13 protein-coding genes and 1 pseudogene are annotated in these 20,318 nt (G+C 62.0%); 5 read left to right on the forward strand and 9 right to left on the reverse strand.

Going from position 1 to position 20,318, the window contains the following annotated elements; genetic code table 11:
• Positions 1–6: 6 nt before the first annotated feature.
• The 8 genes and pseudogenes from DWV11_RS04080 to DWV11_RS04110 form a co-directional block, all read right to left on the reverse strand.
• Positions 7–1,443: an amidase family protein gene (locus DWV11_RS04080; RefSeq protein ID WP_115787615.1), complete on the reverse strand. Its 1,437-nt coding sequence runs from the start codon at positions 1,441–1,443 to the stop codon at positions 7–9.
• A 248-nt stretch (positions 1,444–1,691) separates the two neighbouring features.
• Positions 1,692–2,780: a carbon-nitrogen hydrolase family protein gene (locus DWV11_RS04085; protein ID WP_115787616.1), complete on the reverse strand. Its 1,089-nt coding sequence runs from the start codon at positions 2,778–2,780 to the stop codon at positions 1,692–1,694.
• A 69-nt stretch (positions 2,781–2,849) separates the two neighbouring features.
• Positions 2,850–4,343, reverse strand: coding sequence for an aldehyde dehydrogenase family protein (locus tag DWV11_RS04090; protein ID WP_115787617.1), 1,494 nt, complete (start codon positions 4,341–4,343; stop codon positions 2,850–2,852).
• 244 nt (positions 4,344–4,587) lie between these two features.
• A complete protein-coding gene (gene mdlC, locus DWV11_RS04095; RefSeq protein ID WP_245953420.1) occupies positions 4,588–6,195 on the reverse strand; it encodes a benzoylformate decarboxylase in 1,608 nt (535 codons plus the stop codon).
• Positions 6,196–6,500: 305 nt separating this feature from the next.
• A complete protein-coding gene (locus DWV11_RS04100; protein WP_115787619.1) occupies positions 6,501–7,373 on the reverse strand; it encodes a LysR family transcriptional regulator in 873 nt (290 codons plus the stop codon).
• Between the two features lie 816 nt (positions 7,374–8,189).
• Positions 8,190–9,914, reverse strand: a complete 1,725-nt coding sequence (locus DWV11_RS04105) for a family 78 glycoside hydrolase catalytic domain (protein ID WP_245953421.1) — start codon at positions 9,912–9,914, stop codon at positions 8,190–8,192.
• Between the two features lie 195 nt (positions 9,915–10,109).
• A pseudogene (locus DWV11_RS20630) lies at positions 10,110–10,685 on the reverse strand (alpha-L-rhamnosidase N-terminal domain-containing protein); the annotation flags it as partial.
• A gap of 96 nt (positions 10,686–10,781) precedes the next feature.
• On the reverse strand, positions 10,782–12,050 hold the full coding sequence (locus DWV11_RS04110) for an MFS transporter (RefSeq protein ID WP_168404564.1): 1,269 nt from the start codon (positions 12,048–12,050) through the stop codon (positions 10,782–10,784).
• Between the two features lie 246 nt (positions 12,051–12,296).
• Between DWV11_RS04110 and DWV11_RS04115 the strand changes: the two genes are divergently transcribed.
• Positions 12,297–13,301 (forward strand): LacI family DNA-binding transcriptional regulator, encoded by a 1,005-nt coding sequence (locus DWV11_RS04115; RefSeq protein ID WP_115787622.1) that lies wholly within the window; start codon positions 12,297–12,299, stop codon positions 13,299–13,301.
• 247 nt (positions 13,302–13,548) lie between these two features.
• On the opposite strand, the gene DWV11_RS04120 is transcribed toward DWV11_RS04115, so the two are convergent.
• The gene (locus DWV11_RS04120; RefSeq protein WP_115787623.1) at positions 13,549–14,565 is read right to left on the reverse strand and encodes a LacI family DNA-binding transcriptional regulator; all 1,017 of its coding nucleotides are present in this window, start codon (positions 14,563–14,565) and stop codon (positions 13,549–13,551) included.
• A 322-nt stretch (positions 14,566–14,887) separates the two neighbouring features.
• Here DWV11_RS04120 and rhaI point away from each other — a divergent pair, with 322 nt between their 5' ends.
• Genes rhaI through DWV11_RS20030 form a run of 4 tightly spaced genes read left to right on the forward strand, consistent with a single transcriptional unit; the run spans position 14,888 to position 19,793 of the window.
• Complete coding sequence (gene rhaI, locus DWV11_RS04125) at positions 14,888–16,054, forward strand: L-rhamnose isomerase (protein WP_115787624.1); 1,167 nt, start codon at positions 14,888–14,890, stop codon at positions 16,052–16,054.
• A 5-nt stretch (positions 16,055–16,059) separates the two neighbouring features.
• Entirely contained in the window at positions 16,060–18,099 is a 2,040-nt protein-coding gene (locus DWV11_RS04130) for a bifunctional aldolase/short-chain dehydrogenase (protein WP_168404566.1), read from the forward strand.
• The gene (locus DWV11_RS04135; protein WP_115787626.1) at positions 18,096–19,598 is read left to right on the forward strand and encodes a rhamnulokinase; all 1,503 of its coding nucleotides are present in this window, start codon (positions 18,096–18,098) and stop codon (positions 19,596–19,598) included. Before DWV11_RS04130 ends, DWV11_RS04135 begins: the two co-directional genes overlap by 4 nt.
• A gap of 36 nt (positions 19,599–19,634) precedes the next feature.
• The gene (locus tag DWV11_RS20030) at positions 19,635–19,793 is read left to right on the forward strand and encodes a hypothetical protein (protein ID WP_168404568.1); all 159 of its coding nucleotides are present in this window, start codon (positions 19,635–19,637) and stop codon (positions 19,791–19,793) included.
• The last annotated feature ends 525 nt before the right edge of the window (positions 19,794–20,318 follow it).

A 20,318-nucleotide genomic window follows, 5' to 3' on the forward strand; every position in this document is an offset into this window, starting at 1 on the left:
CCCGCGTTACCCCATGAAGGGTTCAAGGCCAGGCAGCCCGCTCGGTGGGGTGGCCTCGGATATGTGAGGCACTATGGTGGCCACGAGTGCCAGGAGTTCTTCGTCGGTGCCGGGTGCGGACGAGAACTCCATGCCCACAGGAAGGGCGGAGCGGGACCCTGTGCCGACTGGAACAGAGATGCCGGGTAGGCCAAGGATTCCGCCCAGGTCGGAATGGCGGATAAGGGTGGAAAACGTCGGAACGGTTTTTCCGTTTAGTTCCAGGGTTTTGTCGTGGTCCATGGCCGGCGCCACGACAGGCACGGTGGGGAACATGATGGCCTGAACCCCAAGCTCGTTGAGTCGGCGTCGCAGCTCGTCGCGGAGCCGCTGTCGGATCCGGAGTGCAGCCTGATACTGGTCCGGCATTACAGAACCCAGCCCGGTTACCAACAGATGCCTGACGTCCGGGCTGGCCACCTTTCGGACCAGGTCCTGCAACGTGAGGTCTGTCCGTGAGCCTAGGTAGCTTTCGAGGCTATTTGCCGCTTCGCCCCACAGGATGGCGGTTGCTATTTGTCCCGCGTCGTGGATGATGTCGTCGATATCGACGTCGACGAAGGTGACGCCGTGACGGATCAGCGTCGCGCGCTCCTGGGCATGCTTCTCGGCTACATCGGGGTGAAGGTCTTGGCTGTGGCAGGGGCTCAGGCCGATGCGCATATCCTGCGCTGCGCCGTGTCCTGCTATCAAGGGACGTGCCGCCAGCACCGAATCCACGAGGAGAAGGTCGACCATGGTTCGGGTCACGGGACCGGCCGTGTCCCGTGTCGGTGTCAGCGAGAGCATCCCGCCTTTGGGGTACCGGTCCGGTGAGGGGCGGAAGCCGTAGAGTCCACACAGGGCGGCAGGCATCCGGACAGACCCGCCGGTGTCCGTCCCTATTCCTACCGGAGCCAGGCCGAGAGCGACGGCGGCGGCTGTTCCGCCGCTGCTGCCCCCGCACATTCGGTTTCGGTCCCACGGGTTTTTCGGGTACCCGTACGTGGGATTGTTCGACGTTCCGCCCAAAGCGAGTTCGTGCATTATGTTCTTACCGACAACCACCGCGCCTGCGTGGACGAGGCGTTCGACCAGCGGGGCGTGGCGTTCCGCCAGATTGTCCGTCAGGGAAGGGGTCCCTCCGGTGGTGGGCAGCCCTGCAACATCGATATTGTCCTTGACTACAACCGGAACTCCCGTTAGAGGGCCGGCCTCATGGGTGGGAGAGGGGGCTGACACAGGCTGCATCATGGCCTCGTAGCGCGCCAGTCGCAGCGAACGCTCCTGCAACTCCCTGAAGTGCCGCTCAAGATCCATCGATCCGCTCGCCACGGCGGTAGCGGTGGCCGTGGCGCTTAGGTCACAGCCGGGGGCCCGGGTCAGATCGGAGGCCGGTTGGCTGAAAGGCGTCGACTTGGTCATTTCTATTCTGATTTCTTCGAAGGGTTATCGGCTCGGCATGGGTGGGATGCCAATTCAATGACTAGTGGCGTGCTCCTGGATGCCCTGCCTGACAAAGCCGGGCCGGGGGAGGAGAATAGGCAGTCGTCCAAGGCAAGGGCATTCACAGATGATGGGTATGCCCTTTGCCTTGGCAGGAAGAGGGGCCCGAGCCGCTAGGTCGAAAGCGCTCTGGTTGGAGGCTTGTACAGCTACGTACCGCTGGCAATTCAAGTTGAGGAAGAGTCGGGCGATGGGGCGTTCAGCGTGCCGCGGCGTTCCCCGAGGGAGGATGATTCCCGCATGGCCGTCTCCGGTCCTTCCCCGCGGTCGCCTACCGCGTCGGGATCCTGAGGCTCGGCGCCTGCCTGACCGGTTCCCAACATGGTTACCGGTACTGCCGCCTTGTTGTTGAACACCAGACGCAACACGTCCGGCCGCGCGTAGTGACCCGCAGGGTCCAGGGTGTTCTTCGCAAGGACGATGGACGCCAAATCCAGGTCGGCGTAAACGATGCCCTCCTGGGACGGGTCGAGATCCGTGGTCATTTTTGCCGAGTTGGGCCCGTACACCCGTGCAAAGCCGCCCCCGCCGGTGTATACCGGGGTCGGTCCACCGTGAGTATCCGGGAAGGCCAGAGCGCCCTCGTCGCTCATGATTTGCGAGGTCGTGATGACAAAGGTGCCGCCCTCGAGCGCGTAGGTCTGGCAGGCGGCCATGATTGACTCGGGACTTAGGGCGGGTTCATTGGCGAGGATTCCCAGACAGGGCCAGGCCGCAACGTGGATCTGCTCGCTTTGAGAGTACATCGCGTACTTTGTCAGGGGCTGCAGGTGCTCGGCACAGTTCAGTGCTCCAAGCCGGCCCAGAGGGGTGTCGATCACCTTGATTCCGCTGCCATCGCTTTCGCCGAAAAGAGTCCGCTCCACGTGCGTAGGCTTGAGTTTGCGCCTGTGCAGTAGAATTCGTCCGTCCGGGCCAATAATGGATTGCGCCATATAAAGCGAGCCTGCAGATTTCTCGCTATAGCCCACAACTACCGTAATTGCATTTTCTCTGGCAGCCGCCCGAATGCGATCAAGCTGTTCGCTGTTGACGGAAATTGAATTTGCGTAATAGCGGGCCACGAACTCTTGCTGGAGATAGACCGGATAGCTCCAAAGGAAGACCGGGTATCCTGGAATCCAGGTTTCCGGAAACGCAACAAGCTCGGCGCCGTTGTCGGCGGCTTCCGCAATAAGATCAACCGTCTTGCGGACGGTCGCCTCCGCATCAAGCCAAACAGGTTCGGCTTGAACTGCGGCAACTCGGACGGTCATGTGTTCCTCCTGTTCAAATGGGAGCGGCTGGACATCAACCGGTTTTCATTCCCTGGTGTCGTGTCGTGTTTAGAAGGGATACTGGCGGGGGCTGCTCTGGACACTGACCCAGTGGTCGGTCGTGAACTCCTCGATGGCCCATTCGCCGTTGAAACGGCCAAGACCTGAGCTCTTCTCGCCGCCGAAGGCTACGTGTGGTTCGTCGTTGACAGGGATGTCGTTGATGTGGGTCATCCCGGCCTTAATGCCCCGGGCGAAAGCGACGCCGCGTTCAGGACTGCCGGTAAAGACGGCGCTTGAGAGACCGAAGCTACTGTCATTGGCAAGCTGCAGCGCGTGCTGTTCATTCCGGGCGCGGAGGATACCGACCAAGGGCCCGAAGATCTCCTCGCGTGCGATTTCCATGTCCGGGGTAACGTCGGCGAAGATGTGCGGCGGCAGAACATTGCCGGAGACTTGTCCATCGAGCACTACACGGGCGCCCTGTTCCCGGGCGAGCTGGATTTTTTCGCGCAGGCCCTGAAGTTGTTTGCCGTTGATGACCGGTCCGATGACCGTGCCGGGGTCGGCGGGGTTCCCCACAGGCAGGGAACACGCGTGAGCGGCGAATTTCTCCACGAATTCGTCATGGACGGCGTCTTCGACGATGATCCGGTTGATGGCCATGCAGATCTGTCCCTGGTGCAGGAACTTGCCCATCGCGGCGGCTCTGACGGCTTGGTCCAGGTCGGCGTCGGCCAGGACGACAAAGGGGCTGTTGCCGCCGAGCTCCAATGCCACATGCTTGAGGCGCCCGTTGCTTGAAGCCAAACGTGCCACATTTTGTCCCACCGGAGTCGAGCCGGTAAACGAGATGAACGACGGAACCGGGTGTTCGACGAACGCATCGCCGATTTCTGAACCTGCACCGATGACGACGTTGAGGACGCCTGCCGGCAAGCCTGCTTCTTCGAAGACCTTGGCCAGAATCAGTCCGCCGGTTACCGGGGTGTCGCTGGCTGGCTTAACCACGACGGCGTTTCCCAGGGCAAGGGCCGGGGCAATGGAGCGCTGGGTCAGGTGTAGAGGGAAATTCCATGGGCTGATGACACCGACAACACCCACTGGACGCCGGTAGACCCGGTTCTCTTTGCCGACGGTATTGGATTCCAAAATCCGTCCCTGCACCCGGTGTGGGAAGGATGCGGATTCGACGGTGATTCCGATGGCAGCGCCCAGTTCGATGTTGGCCTTCAGGACGGTACTGCCGGATTCAGCCACAAGCCAGGCGATGATGTCCTCGCGCCGTTCTTCAAGGATTCGTGCCGCTTTCAGCATGACCTGCTGACGGTCAGCCGGGCTGGCGGCCGCCCAGGTCTTCTGGGCAGTCTCGGCGGCTGTGTAGGCGGCGTTTAGATCCGTGATGTCCGCCTGCCGGATCGAGACCAGTCGGTCGCCGCTGTACGGGTTTGAGACGTTCAGCTCCGTGGAGGAGCTGCCGTCCCGCCATTGGCCGCCGATGAACTGGTGGCCTGTGATCCAGGCGGTCGAAGTGAGGGGTTCTTGGACAAGCTGGTTGGTCATGGCTCTATCTCCTAAGGGCGGCTGAAGGTGTGGTTGTTGACTGCAAGGGTGTTTTCGCGACCGGTGCTGGTGCTGGCCCGATGACAAGGAGGAAGGCGAGCGTGGCGATGGCTCCGGGTACTGCGAATATATGAAACTTGTTCAACGGGGCTCGTGCCATTGCCGAGCCGGGGGTGGATTGCGTCATTGCGATTCCTTGCCTTCATTTTCTAGAAGGTGACTCATAGTGAGGGGAATTCGATGCTTAGTCAGCAACGATCCGTGCGTCGATAAGAAACGGGCCACGTCCTGCCAATGCCTTTTTATAGACAAGTTCGAATTCCTCGCGCGTCTCGGTTCTCTCAGCCGGCACGCCATAACCTTCAGCAATAGCGACGAAATCGATCCTGCCCAGTTGGAGTCCAGGAACATCGGGCACGCCCATGCGCTGAGCGAACGCCGCCAAGGCACCGTAACTGGAGTTGTTGACGATGACGAACACGGTTCGCGTCTGCCGCTGGGCTGCGGTGTACAGGGCGGTTATCCCATAATTGGCCGAGCCATCACCAACCGTTGCGACAATAGTCTTCTCCGGGTCACCCAGCGACATCCCCACAGCCGCCGGGAGGCCGAAGCCCAGACCCCCCGATGCCGGGAAGTGGTACATGCCGGGGCACTCGATGGCGATTCGCCCGAGGTATTCCAAATCCAAGGTGGTTGTTTCATTTACGTAGGCCACATTGGTCTTGCTGTGGGCGTTCAGTACTTCGAGGATTTCAGTACCAGTCATCCCATCTGACGAAGTTTTGGCCGCGGGCAGGGTACGCGACCCGCGTAGCCCGCGCCGCTGTCCCCGGTCCTTTACACGTTCGGACAGGGTCCTTGCCGCGTGGGCAATGTCGACGACGGCCGCCCGCCCGTAGGGTGCCCGTGTTGCTTCACGGGGATCCTGAGTCAGGTGTATGACCTGTGTCCCGGCCGTCAGGTAGTTGCCTGGTTCCCAACGGTGGTAGCGGAAGACCGCGGACCCCAGGACAAGCACCACGTCGTGGCTGGCCAGACGCTCCCGCACCGAGGTGATACCCGGAACGAGGACGCCGGCGAAATTGGGGTGCGTGGTGGGAAAGGGACAGCGTGACGGGGATGGCGCGACATAAACCGAAGCGTCGACCTTTTCCGCCAAGGAAACGACCGCCTCAAAGACGGCGGAATCCTCTACGGCAGCGGCGTCAACCTGGGGGCCGACGACAAGGGCAAGGCTCTTTGCCCCATCAACGATGGAGATTAGTTCATGCACCAATGCGTCCGTCAGGCCCCCCGCAACTGACACCGAGCGTTCGTTCAGCAGAAAGTCGTCCTCTAGGGCGATCTCAGCCCAGTCGTCAAGCGGCACCGAGACATAGACCGGACCACGCGGCTGCGCGGAGGCCTCGAAAATTGCCTGGGCCAAGGTCCGTGGGACATCAGCAGCGGCGAGGGGCTCATGGGAATACTTCACAAGCGGCATGGGAAGTGTGGCCGCATCTGCGCTGGCGAGCATCGTTTCCTGACCCACGGTGCGCCGGACCTGCTGTCCAGCCAGAATCACCATTGGAATGTGCCCGTAATGGGCATTGGTCAGAGCCCCCATTGCATTGCCGGAACCCGACGCTGCATGAATGTTCACCAGCGCAGGTTTGCCTGTAATACGTGCATAACCCTCTGCCATGCCCACGACTACCTGCTCATGCAGGCCTAGAACAAAGTCGAAGTCTTCGTCGAGGCCCGCAAGGAACGGAAGTTCGTTGGATCCGGGGTTTCCAAAGATGGTAGTCACGCCGTGGGAACGAAGCACATCCAGGCTCGATTCCAGAACGGTCTTCTTGGCTGTCACGGGTCCTCTTTCGATAAAAACTGCCAGCAGCATGATTTAGGGCAAGGCCCGGAGGCAGCCCAGAACGGCTTGGACGGGCCGGCCCATTCCACAAACTCTCGACCCGGATCAGCGATGCTTCCGAGTCCGCAATGTCCGGAGGGGAGGTTCCCGCGGGGACAGATTCAGGCTAAGTGACACCCATCACGTAGGTCTAATAAAGAATCGCATCCATTTTCATAGGCACCGCTTATGGGAACTTGCATGCAGGGAGGAGGCGGGTCCACCTGCTTCAAGATTGGGGTAGCGCCCCGCCCCAGCACCGTTTAGGCCGCGCGCAGCGTTTCGATCGCCCAGTCTACAAACCAGACTGTTGCCGATGACGAAGGGTCGAGGGCTGCGTGGGCGCGAACGGGGGTTGTGAACTCTTCGCTCCTTAACGGTCTGACCTCAAGGCCCCATCGGGCGGCCCACTCCGCGGTAACCACCTCCGGGACGAACGCAACCAGGTTCGAGGCTGCCACGATCCCAGGGATGGCCGCGAACCCCGACAGATGAACGGAACCCGCCACCGGAGGCGGCAGGAGGGACTGCATGAGGGCGTGTCCGGTCGTCCCTCGCACGACCACTCTGGGGAGCGAGACCAATTCTTCGAGGGCTGGAGTCCTATCTCCGAAGCGACCGCGCTTTGCCACACAGCAGTAACGGTCCCAGCGAATTACCGAGGTGCGCAACGCCCCTCCAAGTAGCGTGGACGAGACGGCGAGGTCAAGGTGTCCTGATACAAGGCCCTCGCCTGCCATCTCGGTGTCCAGATTAACGACGTCCAGGCTGCAATAGGGGGCGATCGCCGCGAGGCCGGACACCAGCGTCGGAAGGAACACCGTCTGGCCCAGATCAGTTAAGGCAATACGAAATGTGGTCCGCGACGTGGCAGGATCAAATCGTGAGAGCCGGCCGATTGCCGCGTCGGCGGCCTTCGGAAGGCCGCCGATCTCCTCATACAACTGCAGCCCGGCACGGGTGGGGACGATTCCGCGCCCTTCACGCTGGAAGAGGTCGCTCCCCGATGCTCGTCGCAACCTGTTCAAACCTTGAGTAACGGACGGCTGGGACGTCTTCAGTCGCTCCGCCGCTGCCGTGACCGACCCCTCCTCGATGACGGCCGCAAATACCCGGATGAGGTTCAAGTCCACCATGGATGGCTCCTGCGTCTTATTCCTACGGGCGGCGGAGAGCGGGCAAAATATGCCCGGCGCTGATATGCGTACCAATGAACGGACGCGGCAGCCCAACGTTTCTTGTGCCCTTCGAAATCGATCATGCCATGGAAAACCCCTCTGTTGAGACCCCTATGCCGTGCAGTCATACAGAGAATCCACATCCACAGTCCGACTCACGGTGCCTCAAGTGCTTCTGGCGCCCGCATCAACAGTCGGATACCCCGGAAGCGCGGCCCTTGGGGATCATTCGCTGGATCTACATTGGGAACATGGCGATTTACGCCGCAAGATTCGATGGTGGAGGGGACTGCAAAGGCAATTCGTAGTGCTTGTCTTGGGGCTCGGCAGTCCGGCTCGTGAAAGACATCCGACATGCTAATTAGTAACTGACACGCTGAATGCGAAAACTGAAAACCGGAATGAGAACGGATACATTAGAAAATAATCAGCCATTTCAGGCTGATTGCCAGGGGCCGATAATGGACGTCCCGCCAGCTGGGACGTTCCTCTTAGCAGGGTGCGAGCGGTGGGGCCTGCCTACGTTCCGGACTTTCGAACCGTTCCTGCCTATTCTCTAAAGAGCGGTCCTCCACATGTTGAACCTTGGGGCTGGATAACGAAGATTGCGCCGGGACAGCTGGACGTTAGTCATCAGAGAGAGCGTGCCGGATGATGCACATGCCTCTGGAACCATCGACTGGTGGCTGTGAAAAGAACGCGACCCATGTGCGTTACGTTGACACGGGCCATCTTTCAAGGAATCCAAGCCCTGCTACAAACTGTCTCGGAGGTTTAGAGCTGTCCAGGCAGATAGTTGGTTGCTCTGCCATCGACATCGACGAGGGTGAACGGAATTGGACTGTTTACGGTGACGTTGTTGCCGCTTAACGTGATCTCAATGTTCCCGTAGGGGGTGGGCGTTCTTGCTTCCAGGCGGTCGATGGTTCCGTATGCGGGAGAGATTTTGGCGTGGGTAAATCCCGGTTCGGCTGGGGTTACTCCGGCGATGTGTTGGATGAGGTCGCGTGTGGGTGTTGAGCTCCAGCCGTGTGCTGGTGTTCCCCAGCCCCAGCATTCACCGAAGGTATCCCATCCGTCCTGCAGGAAAGTGGACCAGCGGCGGATGCTGCTGAGTACGAGATCGGGCCGTTGCGCTTTGGCGTAGGCGTCGTGAACGAGGAAGGATGCGAACGGTTGGGCTACTACTGTCTGGGTTTCAGGGTTCCAGTCAACGTGCCGGTCGCCTTTGATCTGCCGGGCAATTTTCTCCTCATCGTATGTGCCGTCGCCGCCGATCCAGGATCGGGTGACCTGACGGGCTTGGTTACTTATCCAGTCAATGATCCGGGGAGTTCGGTGTGCAGGGACAAGGCCGCTGATGATGGCGAGGGCTCCAGCGATTTGCGACGCCGCGGGTTGAGGCGCTCCGTCCACGATGTGGTCGATGTAGGTTCCGCGTTTTTCGTCCCAGAAGGCCTCATAACCGCCGCGCACCCTGTCATGCTGGGCCTGTGCCCAGGACGCGTCACCGGCGTTGCCAAGGAACTCAGCGATTTCTGCATATTCGAGCAGTTCTGCTGCCCAGAAAGCCGTGTCTATGGAGCTTTCGCCATTGAGGAAGATACTTGACCAATCAGTCAGGGTCCATTCGGGCAAGTTGGCCAGTACCCCGCCGTCTGTCAGGTACGGAACAAACCATTCCAGAATGCGGCGGGCGGTGGGAGCGGCCGCTGTCAGCGTGTCTCGGTCGGCGCTGTAGCGGTAGATGTTGTGCAGGCCGTGGATCCAGTAGAGTGACCACTCCGGGATGGTGAATCCTTGGCTGTGTTCCAGATCCCCGACAACGCTCATCGGCAGAATACCGTCCGGGCGGGGTGAGTTGGCGAGTTCGATGTACCAATGCGGCAGCCGCCAGTCCGCGGAGGTGGTGAGGTTTACCATCTGGTGTACCACGGCGTCGCCGACCCACGAACGCTGTTCCCTGGTGGGGCAGTCAACGTAGGCATCCAGTGAGTTGAGTGCCACGGTACGGATGCCCGCTAAGTAGAGTTTGTCCAGTTCGGGGTCACTTGATCGGAAGTATGAGTTTCCTGTGGGCTGGGACAAGTACTCGCGAACGCGGAGTTCGCTCAGCCGGACCGTGCCTGCTTCCGGAACGGTGATGATCATGTTGATCCAGCGGAGGCCATTGATGTCTTGGGCAACGTAAGTGTCGTCTCTGCCCCGCGCGATGTATCTTGCGCCGGTCCTTGGTGCATGGTGTTCGGCTGCTTCGGGTGTGGTGTCGGGCGCTTCACGGTAAAGGATGTCGATGGTCGTGCCGGCGGGCGCATGCAGCGTGAACGCTGTGTGACCAGCAACGATGCGGCCGAAGTCGAAGGAAACGGCGCGGGTTACCGGGCCGGTCGCCGCAAAGCTCACGTCACCGGGTTGCACCGCGGCCATGGTGGAAGTCAGGTCGTGCCAGAGGGTCCGTACATTGTCTACGGGGTCTTCTGCGATGGTGGCCAGAGGCATGCTGTTGCCCATAGAAGCGGCAACAGGTGCTACTTCGTCGCCGCCGCAGGCGCCTATTGGGCGGGGGAGCAGGGCCCCGAAGGGGTCGGTGGGCGGTCTCGTGGCTCCCAGGCCCGAGAGGTGAACGACCGGCTGCACCTGCGCTGCACTCCAGTTTCCGACGGTTCCCTCCTTCCACTCGGGTTCCAGGAGGCGGGCATCGAAGACCTCGACTGGAACCCCTCCGGCGAAGCCCCTGCGGGGTGGTTCGGACCAGGCTGTCGCATGTTGGACCTCCCAGTCTTCACCGCTAACGAACCAGCACTGGCCAAGTTGCATTTCCAGGGCCAGGACACCAACGGAACCGAAGTTTCCGGTGCCTGCTGCTGGCTGCCAGAAGGAATTGGCTGCACCGTAGTAGGTAACCAGCACAACTACCTGGTTGCTGCCTTCCCGGAGGAGGCTGGCGACGTCGTAGGCGTCGTAGTGCAGTTTTCTTGGCTGGGAGCGGACCGGTCCCCGGCCGACTTCTTCACCGTTGACGTACAGGACGTAGCGGGAGTCCGCGGTTAGGCGAAGCGGAGCTGTTTCGGGAAGGGAATCGATGGTCAGGGTTGACCGGTAGAGATGTCGTGAGAAAGGGGCGGTGCGGGCACCCCGCGCCATCCTGTCCTTCGAGGAAGCCACTGGCCGCGGGCCGATCCATTCCCCATGCCATTGACGGGCCCATGGATAATTCTCCAGCAGGTACCCTGGGGTTCCGGTCAGGGTTGCAGCGTCGGTGCGTGCCATTGGGGTTCTCCTGTTTGTAACGGCCTGAGGCCCGCCAAGTGATGTTCTCGAACGTGGCGGGCTCAGGACTTTTGGTGCGGCTCGGACGAGCAGCTGCTACTTCTGGGGGTTGCTGTAGGCAGTCTCGTCCACGGTGGAGATCTCGACTTCGGCAAGTCCTGCTTTCGGCAGACGTGATGCCCAGAGACCGAACCCGCCGGCGATGATGACGAGGCCTGAGAGGGCCGCAAGGAGTGCGTTGGGGCTCACGGCGAGCAGGCTTGGGGTGAAGAGGGCGGCAACTGCAGCGACGACGCGTGCGACGGCGACAATAGTTCCCTGCGCGGTGCTCCTGAGCAAAGTCGGGAATGATTCCTGGGTCCATACCTTGAGGATTCCTTCGAACGCGAAGGCAAGTCCGATGGTCCCGAAGGCGTATCCGAAGGCCAATGTCCAGACGGTCACGCCCAAGGTTGCCGGGATGGCGAATTGGAGCGCAGCGAAGAATATACCCAAGATGAACAAACGGAGACGGTGCGGGCCATCAACAAGTCGAATGAAAAGGATGGCAAACGCGATGCTGACGAAAAGCAGCGCAAGCGAAATCGCGGAAGCTGTCTGAACGCTGGTTCCAGCGACGGTGACATACATGTAGATGCCAAACTGGCCTTTGGTGTTGGCCGCGATGTTAAAAGTTGAGTAGAACAGCGTGAGCGCGACGAGTGAAGTCAACAGGGGCTTCCTGAAGAGCTGGCGGAAGGCTCCAGGAGTCTTTCGCACCACGCCGATGTCGGCTTTAAGCTCGTCCCGCGCAGTGATCCACTGACGGGACTCCGGGATCCGGAGCCGGAACAACAGCACAACAACAGCCATGAGGACGATGTGTGCGTAGAGTAGACGTGCGCCCGTTTCGCCGAGGCCGCCAACGAACAGGCCCATGGTCTGGGCTGCAATCAGGCCCAGATACCAGAAGACCTGGCTGAACGCCACAAGCTTGCCGCGTGCACCCTGGGGAGCGATCTCAGCAATCAGAGCCAGGGACACCGGCAAGTCAGCGCCTGCGGCCAGTCCGAGCAGCACTACCCCTAGATAGAGCAGCGATTCGCTGGATGCCGTTGCCATGATTGCCGCGCCTATTACGAGCAGGATCATCGTTGAGGTGAATACGCGCCGACGACCGAAACGGTCCCCGAGAGTGCCACCCACGATCGATCCCACTGCGATGGAGATCGTCAGCAGCGAAGACAGCAACCCAATCGACATCGGCGTGAGCCCAAGGGGTCCTTTGAACAGAACCAGCGCCGTTCCGGTAGAGACGATTGCAGCCGCATCCAGGTAGGACGCCATTCCGGCGACCCCAGCCCGGAACCAGATTTTGCCCGCCACTGCGGGAGTCTTTGTAACCATGTACTCGCCTTCGAGCATTAGGGGGATCCACAGGATCCAAGGTGATTTGGTGTATCGGTTCACTACTACTGCAGTTTGAAGCACTTCCACGGTAAGTGTATCGATTCAATTTGCGGATGACAAGAGTTTAGCCTCACTCGGATCAAGGGCATAGAGGTGAGGCTGTGACAACATTGCGTACGGGCGGTGCGACGGCCACGCGAGCATGAAGGCTAGGAGTTGTTGATGGGAAGAGTGGCGATCACGGATGTGGCATCGGCCGCCGGAGTATCAAAAACCACCGTATCCAACTTTTACAACGCTCCGCACAAGCTGTCCGAGCCGGTGCGGGCCCGGGTCTCGGCTGCCATCCAGAGCCTTGGGTATGTGCGCAGCGACGCGGCGCGACGGTTGCGCGCCGGAAGCAGCACTGTTATCGGTCACTTGACCATCGAGATTGGCAGTGCCTGGTTTTCCGAAGTTGCCAACGAGGTTGAGAAACTAGCCGCCGAGGCGGGGTTTCACGTTCTTGTAGCTAACACAGCAGGGAACAAGGAGCGGGAACGGCAATATTTGGAGTTGTTCGCAGCGCAGCAGGTCCGCGGTGTCATCGTCGCCTCTCAGGGAGATGTGGAGCCTCAGCTCCAAAAGCTGCAGGGCTTCGGGATCCCATTTGTACTCACTGGCCAGAAATCCGAGTCACCATTCCAGGCCTCTGTCTCCGTAGACGATCGAGCCGGTGGATACCTCGCCGTAAAGCATCTGATTGAGCGCGGAAAAAGACGCATCTGCTTTGTTGGTGGGCCGCTCGAAATCCGTCAGGTCAGCGACCGATTCCATGGCGCGTCACAAGCGGTGAGTGAGACACCGAAGGCGACACTGGAGATCGTCCTTGTTGAGGAGCGAACACTGTCTGAAGGTAGGAATGTTGCGCAGAAGCTGTTGAGTCGGGGGCCGGAAAGAGTGCCTGATGGAATCTTCGCCGCGAACGACCTTCTGGCGATCGGTCTGCTGGACGGGATACTGCGCGATGGTCGACTGGGAGTCCCCGAAGATGTAGCCGTCATAGGATACGACGATCTGGAAGTTGGCAGCACCAACTCAGTGCCCGTCAGCACGATCCATACCTCTCCGAGAGCCTACGGCCGGGCGGCCATTAACTTGCTCCTGCAACAGTTCGACGGCCCTGGCAATACCGAACAGCGTCACGTGGTCTTCGAACCACAGCTCATCATCCGATCGTCCACGTAACGGCACGACCAGGGGTCGACGAGACCAACCGTTCCTTGCGAGCTACCCGCCGAATGCCGCCAGGAACTCAGGCTAGTTCGAGTGGTCGCATCGGTTGCAGGCGTCGGGTTTTCAAGGGTGCGCAGTTTTGTGTATCCGGTCACTGACCGGGCATCGCCCGGCGGACGAAACGGACCGGGCCTTTAGGGCCGGTCAAGTACCTGACTGGGCCTTCGCGCTTCGTGATTCCGTCCAACCGGACCGCACTTCAGCTGCGCGAGCCTGCGGTACTTTCGCGGACCACCAATTCAGGCGTGAAGACGACGGCGCGGTGCTTGGTGCCGCCGCTTTCCTGCTCCTCGTTGAGAAGTTCGATGGCGGTCCGCCCTAGTGCCTCGGTGGGCTGCCGGATGGAGGACAGAGGCACGACGGCGGAAATGGCAAAGTCGATGTCGTCATAGCCGATCAAAGCGACATCTTCCGGAATGCGGATTGTCCTCAACATGGCCAGGGACTGCATGACGCCCAAGGCAAGCAGATCGTTGGAGCAAAAGACAGCATCGGGGCGGCCCGCCGGACCGCGTTCCACCAAGGCGTTGCCCACTTGCCGTCCGGCCAGAACCGTTTGGCCGGCGGAGTCGAGCACCTCCATGTCAGCGCCTTCAACTTCGCCGACGGCGCGCTGAGCCCCCTTGAGCCGGTGCGCCACCTGCCTGATGGTAGGGCTTCCTACGAATGCCAAACGACGCCGGCCAATGTCCAGCAGGTGCCTGGCGGCGAGGTAACCGCCCCCTTCATCATCAACGGACACCGAACTGCAATGGTCTTCGTCGGCCAACTGGTCCAACAGCACGGTGGGCACCCCGCGTTCGCGGAGGGTGCGGATCCGTTCTGCGACATCGCCCACGGGGGAAAGGAGCAGCCCCTGCACACGCTGCTCCTGGAAGAGATCCATGTAATGCGCCTCGCGCGAAGCATCCTGGCCGCTGTCCCCCACCAATACGACGCTCCCCAGCGCAGCAGCGGCGTCTTCGGCTGCGCGGGCCACGGACGAGAAGAAGGGGTTTCCCACGTCGAGCACAATCAGGCCGATGGTGCGGCTTTGGCCGGCACGGAGTTGGCGGGCGGCGTCGTTGCGCACAAAACCAAGTTCCGCAATAGAATTCAGCACGCGTTCCTTGGTCCTCTGCGACACCCGATCCGGATAATTCAGCACATTCGAGACGGTACCCACGGCAACCTTGGCGTGGGTGGCAACGTCTTTGATGCTGGCCGTTTGGGACATGCTTTCCGTTCTCGCTGTCTTCTCGTCTTGCCTTGGGAAACGCCTTGACACCCTCCTTCTTCAGAGGTAATTTGAATCGTACCAACTGAAACGATTCAAAGACATATGAAACCCGCGAACGGCGAATAAGGGTGTGTTTCCGTCCCTCGGCCCCCGCGTTATGGGACGAGTTCAAGCGACGCCCGGCATGCCGGGGATGGCCGTCTCTTCGCGGACAGTGATGTCCGGCCGCACGAGGGATTCGAAATCGTCGAACAAGTTTCAACCTTGAAGACCAACTGGCTGCGGCCAGCAACGGTACCACCCACCAGAAGGAAGAAGCATGAACACTGCAGAATCGGCACTGGGCCGCTTGGGAAAACTGGCCATCGAAGTGCCGTCCTGGGCCTATGGGAATTCGGGGACCCGGTTCAAGGTCTTCGGCACCCCGGGCACACCGCGTACCGTACAGGAGAAGATCGCCGACGCGGCCAAGGTTCACGAGCTCACAGGTCTGGCGCCGACTGTTGCGCTGCACATCCCGTGGGACAAGGTGGAGGACTACTCCGAACTCCGCTCGTACGCCGCCAGCCTGGGTGTTGGCTTGGGCACGATCAACTCGAATACGTTCCAGGATGATGAGTACAAGTTCGGCTCCCTGACCGCCTCGGACGCCGCCGTCCGACGTCGGGCGATCGAGCACCACCTGGACTGCATCGGGATCATGGACGCCACGGGTTCGCGGGACCTGAAGATCTGGCTGGCTGACGGCACCAACTACCCGGGCCAGGACGACATGCGCGGCCGCCAGGACCGCCTCGCGGAATCCCTACGTGAGATTTACGCGGCGCTCGGCGAGAACCAGCGTCTGGTGCTGGAGTACAAGTTCTTCGAGCCAGCTTTTTACCACACCGACGTTCCGGACTGGGGTACTTCCTACGCGCAGACGCTCGCCCTGGGGGAGAAGGCCTTTGTCTGCCTGGACACCGGCCATCATGCCCCGGGGACGAACATCGAGTTCATCGTGATGCAGCTGCTGCGGCTTGGCAAGCTAGGTTCGTTCGATTTCAACTCCCGTTTCTACGCCGACGATGACCTGATAGTGGGCGCGGCGGATCCGTTCCAGTTGTTCCGCATCATGCACGAGGTAATCCGTGGCGGTGGGTTCGGCAAAGAGTCCGGCGTCGCGTTGATGTTGGACCAGTGCCACAATCTGGAGGAGAAGATTCCGGGCCAGATCCGTTCTGTACTCAACGTCCAGGAAATGACCGCCCGCGCCCTGCTCGTGGACACCGCCGCCTTGACCGAGGCCCAGCGTGCTGGGGATGTCCTGGCTGCCAACGGCATTTTCAATGATGCCTTCTACACCGATGTCCGTCCTGCCCTGGCCGAGTGGCGCGAATCCCGCGGCCTGCCCGCCGACCCGATCGCTGCCTACAAGGCCAGCGGCTACCAGAAGAAGATCAACGAGGACCGCGCAGGCGGCCAGCAAGCCGGATGGGGCGCCTAAGAGCCATGAGCACAAACAAGACTGTTGAAGAATTGATCACCCGTTCAAACCGCCTCGGCGCGGACAAGCGGAACACGAACTTCGCTGGTGGCAACACGTCGGCGAAGGGCAGCGCGAAGGACCCAGTCACGGGCGAGGACATCGAACTCCTGTGGGTGAAGGGTTCCGGCGGTGACCTGGGCACCCTGAAGGCCGAAAACCTTGCGGTGTTGCGGCTGGACCGGTTCCAGGCACTCAAGGATGTTTACCCCGGCGTCGAGCGTGAAGACGAAATGGTGGCTGCGTTCGATTACTGCCTGTTCGGCTTGGGCGGCGCGGCACCCTCGATCGATACCGCCATGCACGGGCTGGTGGATGCGGCCCACGTGGACCACCTGCACCCGGACTCGGGCATCGCCGTGGCCACCGCCGCGGACGGCGAAGCGCTGACCGCCAAGATCTTCGGCGACAAGGTGGTCTGGGTGCCCTGGCGCCGGCCCGGGTTCCAGCTGGGACTGGACATCGCCGCGATCAAGGACGCCAACCCGCAGGCCATCGGCACCGTCCTGGGCGGGCACGGCATCACCGCCTGGGGCGCCACGAGCGAAGAGGCCGAGGCCAACTCGCTGTGGATCATCGACGCCGCCGAGACCTACATCAAGGACAACGGCAAGGCCGAGCCCTTCGGCCGGGCACTCCCGGGTTATGGCGCCCTTCCCGAGGCCGAGCGCCGCGCGAAAGCAGCAGCGCTGGCACCCGTGATCCGCGGCCTGGCCTCCACAGACAAGCCGCAGCTGGGGCACTTCAGCGATGACGCCGTCGTGCTCGACTTCCTCGCCTCGGCAGAACACCCGCGGCTCGGTGCGATGGGCACGTCCTGCCCAGACCATTTCCTGCGCACCAAGGTCAAGCCCCTTGTCCTGGACCTGCCCGCCGACGCCTCTGTTGAGGACTCCGTCAATCGCTTGAAAGAACTGCACGCCGAATACCGGGTCGATTACCAGGCGTACTACGACCGCCACGCCGACGCCGATTCCCCGGCCCTGCGCGGCGCGGACCCCGCGATCGTGCTGGTCCCGGGCGTGGGCATGTTCTCCTATGGCAAAGACAAGCAGACCGCCCGCGTGGCCGGGGAGTTCTACCTTAACGCGATCAACGTCATGCGCGGTGCCGAGGCGATCTCCACGTACAGCCCGATCGAGGAGTCCGAGAAGTTCCGGATCGAGTATTGGGCCCTCGAGGAAGCCAAGCTCACCCGGATGCCCAAGCCGAAGTCCCACGCCACCCGCATCGCGCTGGTGACCGGCGCGGCGTCGGGCATCGGCAAGGCGATCGCCACCCGTCTGGCGGCCGACGGCGCGTGCGTCGTCATAGCCGACCTGAACCTTGAGAACGCCCAAGCCGTCGCCGAGGAACTGGGCGGTGCCGACGTCGCCATCGGCGTCCAGGCCGACGTGACCGACGAGGCCCAGATCAACGCCGCCATCGCCGAAGCCGTGATCGCCTTCGGTGGCCTGGACCTGGTGGTCAACAACGCCGGCCTGTCCATCTCCAAGCCGCTGCTGGAAACCACCGAGACGGACTGGGACCTCCAGCACAACGTCATGGCCAAGGGCTCCTTCCTGGTCTCCAAGGCCGCAGCGAAGGTCATGATCGAGCAGGGCCTGGGTGGAGACATCATCTACATCTCCTCCAAGAACTCCGTCTTCGCCGGCCCGAACAACATCGCCTACTCCGCCACCAAAGCCGACCAGGCCCACCAGGTCCGCCTCCTCGCCGCGGAACTGGGTGACCACGGCATCCGCGTCAACGGCATCAACCCCGACGGCGTGGTCCGCGGCTCGGGCATCTTCGCCGGCGGCTGGGGCGCCAAGCGCGCCGCTGTCTACGGCGTCGAGGAGCAGGAACTGGGCAAGTACTACGCCCAGCGCACCCTGCTCAAGCGCGAGGTCCTGCCCGAACACGTCGCCAACGCCGCCGCCGTGCTGACCAGCAACGAACTCTCCCACACCACCGGCCTGCACATCCCCGTGGACGCCGGCGTCGCGGCAGCCTTCCTACGATGAGCACCGCGCACACCGGGACCGACAGCGTGATTTCTGCCCCCGGCGTTTTCGTCGCCGTCGACATCGGGGCGTCCTCCGGCCGTGTCATGCTCGGACGCGTCTCCACTGCGACCGGCGTTTCCCTTGAGCCCGTCCACCGTTTCCCCAACGGCGTAGTAGAGCTCGACGGCGGCTTCCACTGGGATTTCGACGCCCTTTTCGCCGAGGTGCTCAAGGGACTTGCGGCGGCCGCGGAAACGGCCGCCGCAAGCGGGGAGCGGATCGCGAGTATCGGAATCGACACCTGGGCCGTCGACTACGGACTCGTGGATGCCTCAGGCGCCCTGCGAACGCAGCCGTTCAGCTACCGCGACGAGCGCGGACGCACGGCCGTTGCGGACGTCCACAAGGAGCTAAATCCTGCACGGCTGTATGCCACGACCGGCCTGCAATTCCTGCAGTTCAACACGCTCTACCAGCTTGCAACCGAACGTGAACTGCGCGGCGTCCAAGCGTTGCTCATCCCGGACTTGATCGCATTCAAACTCACCGGGCAACGCCGTACCGAGGCCACCAATGCCTCCACCACTGGGCTTTTTGACGCCATCGCGGGGGAGTGGGCCACCGAATTCTTCAAGCCACTCGGTCTGTCCAAAGGCCTGTTCCCGGCCATCATCCAGCCAGGCGAAACCGTGGGCACGCTACTGCCGGAGATCGCGGCCCTGACGGGCCTAGAAACGGAGGCGACAGTCGTCGCCGTGGGATCGCACGACACCGCCTCGGCCGTTGCGGCCGTGCCTGCCCGGCAGAAAGAGTTCGCCTACATTTCCTCCGGCACGTGGTCCCTCGTGGGCGTTGAGTTGGAGCGCCCGGTCCTGGACGAGTCAAGCCGCCTAGCCAACTTCACCAACGAGCGGGGGGTCGACGGAACCATCAGGTACCTGCGCAACGTGGGCGGCCTATGGTTGCTCAGCGAATGCCAACGCACCTGGGCCGCCGAACGGCACCCACAGGAACTCGCAGCGCTCCTGGAGTCCGCGGCGGCACTTCCCGCCGACGGACCCCAAATCAATGCCGACGATCCGGCCTTCATCGCTCCCGACAACATGCCGGACCGCATCCGGGCTGCGGCGCGCGCCAGCGGTGCCGTCCTCCCGGAGCGGCCGGCCGCCGTGGTGCGCTGCATCCTGGACAGCCTCGCGGCAGCCTACGCGAGGACCCTGGCGCGCGCCGAAGAGTTGTCCGGCAAACAAACGTCGGTGGTCCACATCGTGGGCGGCGGTTCGCAGAACAGGCTGCTGTGCCAGCTCACCGCAAATGCTACCGGCAAGGAGGTTGTCGCTGGCCCCGTGGAAGCCACGGCGCTCGGGAACGTGCTGGTCCAGGCCCGGGCGGTCGGGGCCGTGACGGGAGGCCTGCCCGAGCTCCGGGCACTCGTGAGCGCAAGTGCCGGGCTTGAATACTATCGACCCGTTGGCGCGGTCGACCGCCAGTCGGCCGGACTTTCCGAACACCACTAATTCGATCCCGCGAGTAATTCACTGGACGTACCCGCCATGGATCTCGGCGTATTCATGATCGGGCTGGTTCAGGGTGAAGGCAAGGTTCGTCAATGCGCTGGCACGCGCGCTTCTACCGCTCCCGAACAGCGCCCTGAACCGTTCGTGCGCCTCGGCGTCGAGCGCGAGTTGGATGTAAAGCTGCTTTCGCCTTAAGGCCTTGACTTTGAGGGTTTCGGATTGATTTACGGGGGAATGATCACGACGTAGCTGCCAGATAGGCCTTATGGCCCGTCCGGTCAAGGGTGGCACGTTCGAAAGCAAGTCTCGCGAGTCCGGCCTCGGAGTCTTCCCATTCGGGGCACCGTGCCGTGGACTCCGAGCCCGAGGCGTGTGGTCAGAAGGGCGGTGATGCCGCGTGCCTCGACTTCCTTCACGAGGATGCGGAGCATTGTCTCGGCCATGGCCCGCGGTAGTTCGCGGTTTGCGTCCAGGTACGCCATCTGGCTTCTGCCTGCGAGGTAGACAGGGGAGCAGTAGTTTGCGGTGTATTCCCCGGTGGTTGCTGCTTGGAGTGTGCACCTGCGTGCGCGCAAGGCCAGTCGGCAATGCGCTGGGCCGGGTCCTGGATTCGGGGACGCAGGCCGAAGGCGTCCATGCAGAGGATGACGCCAGGGACAGGGCCGGCTGCGGTGGAGCGACAGGCCTCGAGGGCCTCGGCGGCGCCTTCTGCTGCAGGGA

The sequence above is a fragment of the Arthrobacter silvisoli genome (genome assembly GCF_003369445.1).
Classification (GTDB): domain Bacteria; phylum Actinomycetota; class Actinomycetes; order Actinomycetales; family Micrococcaceae; genus Arthrobacter; species Arthrobacter silvisoli.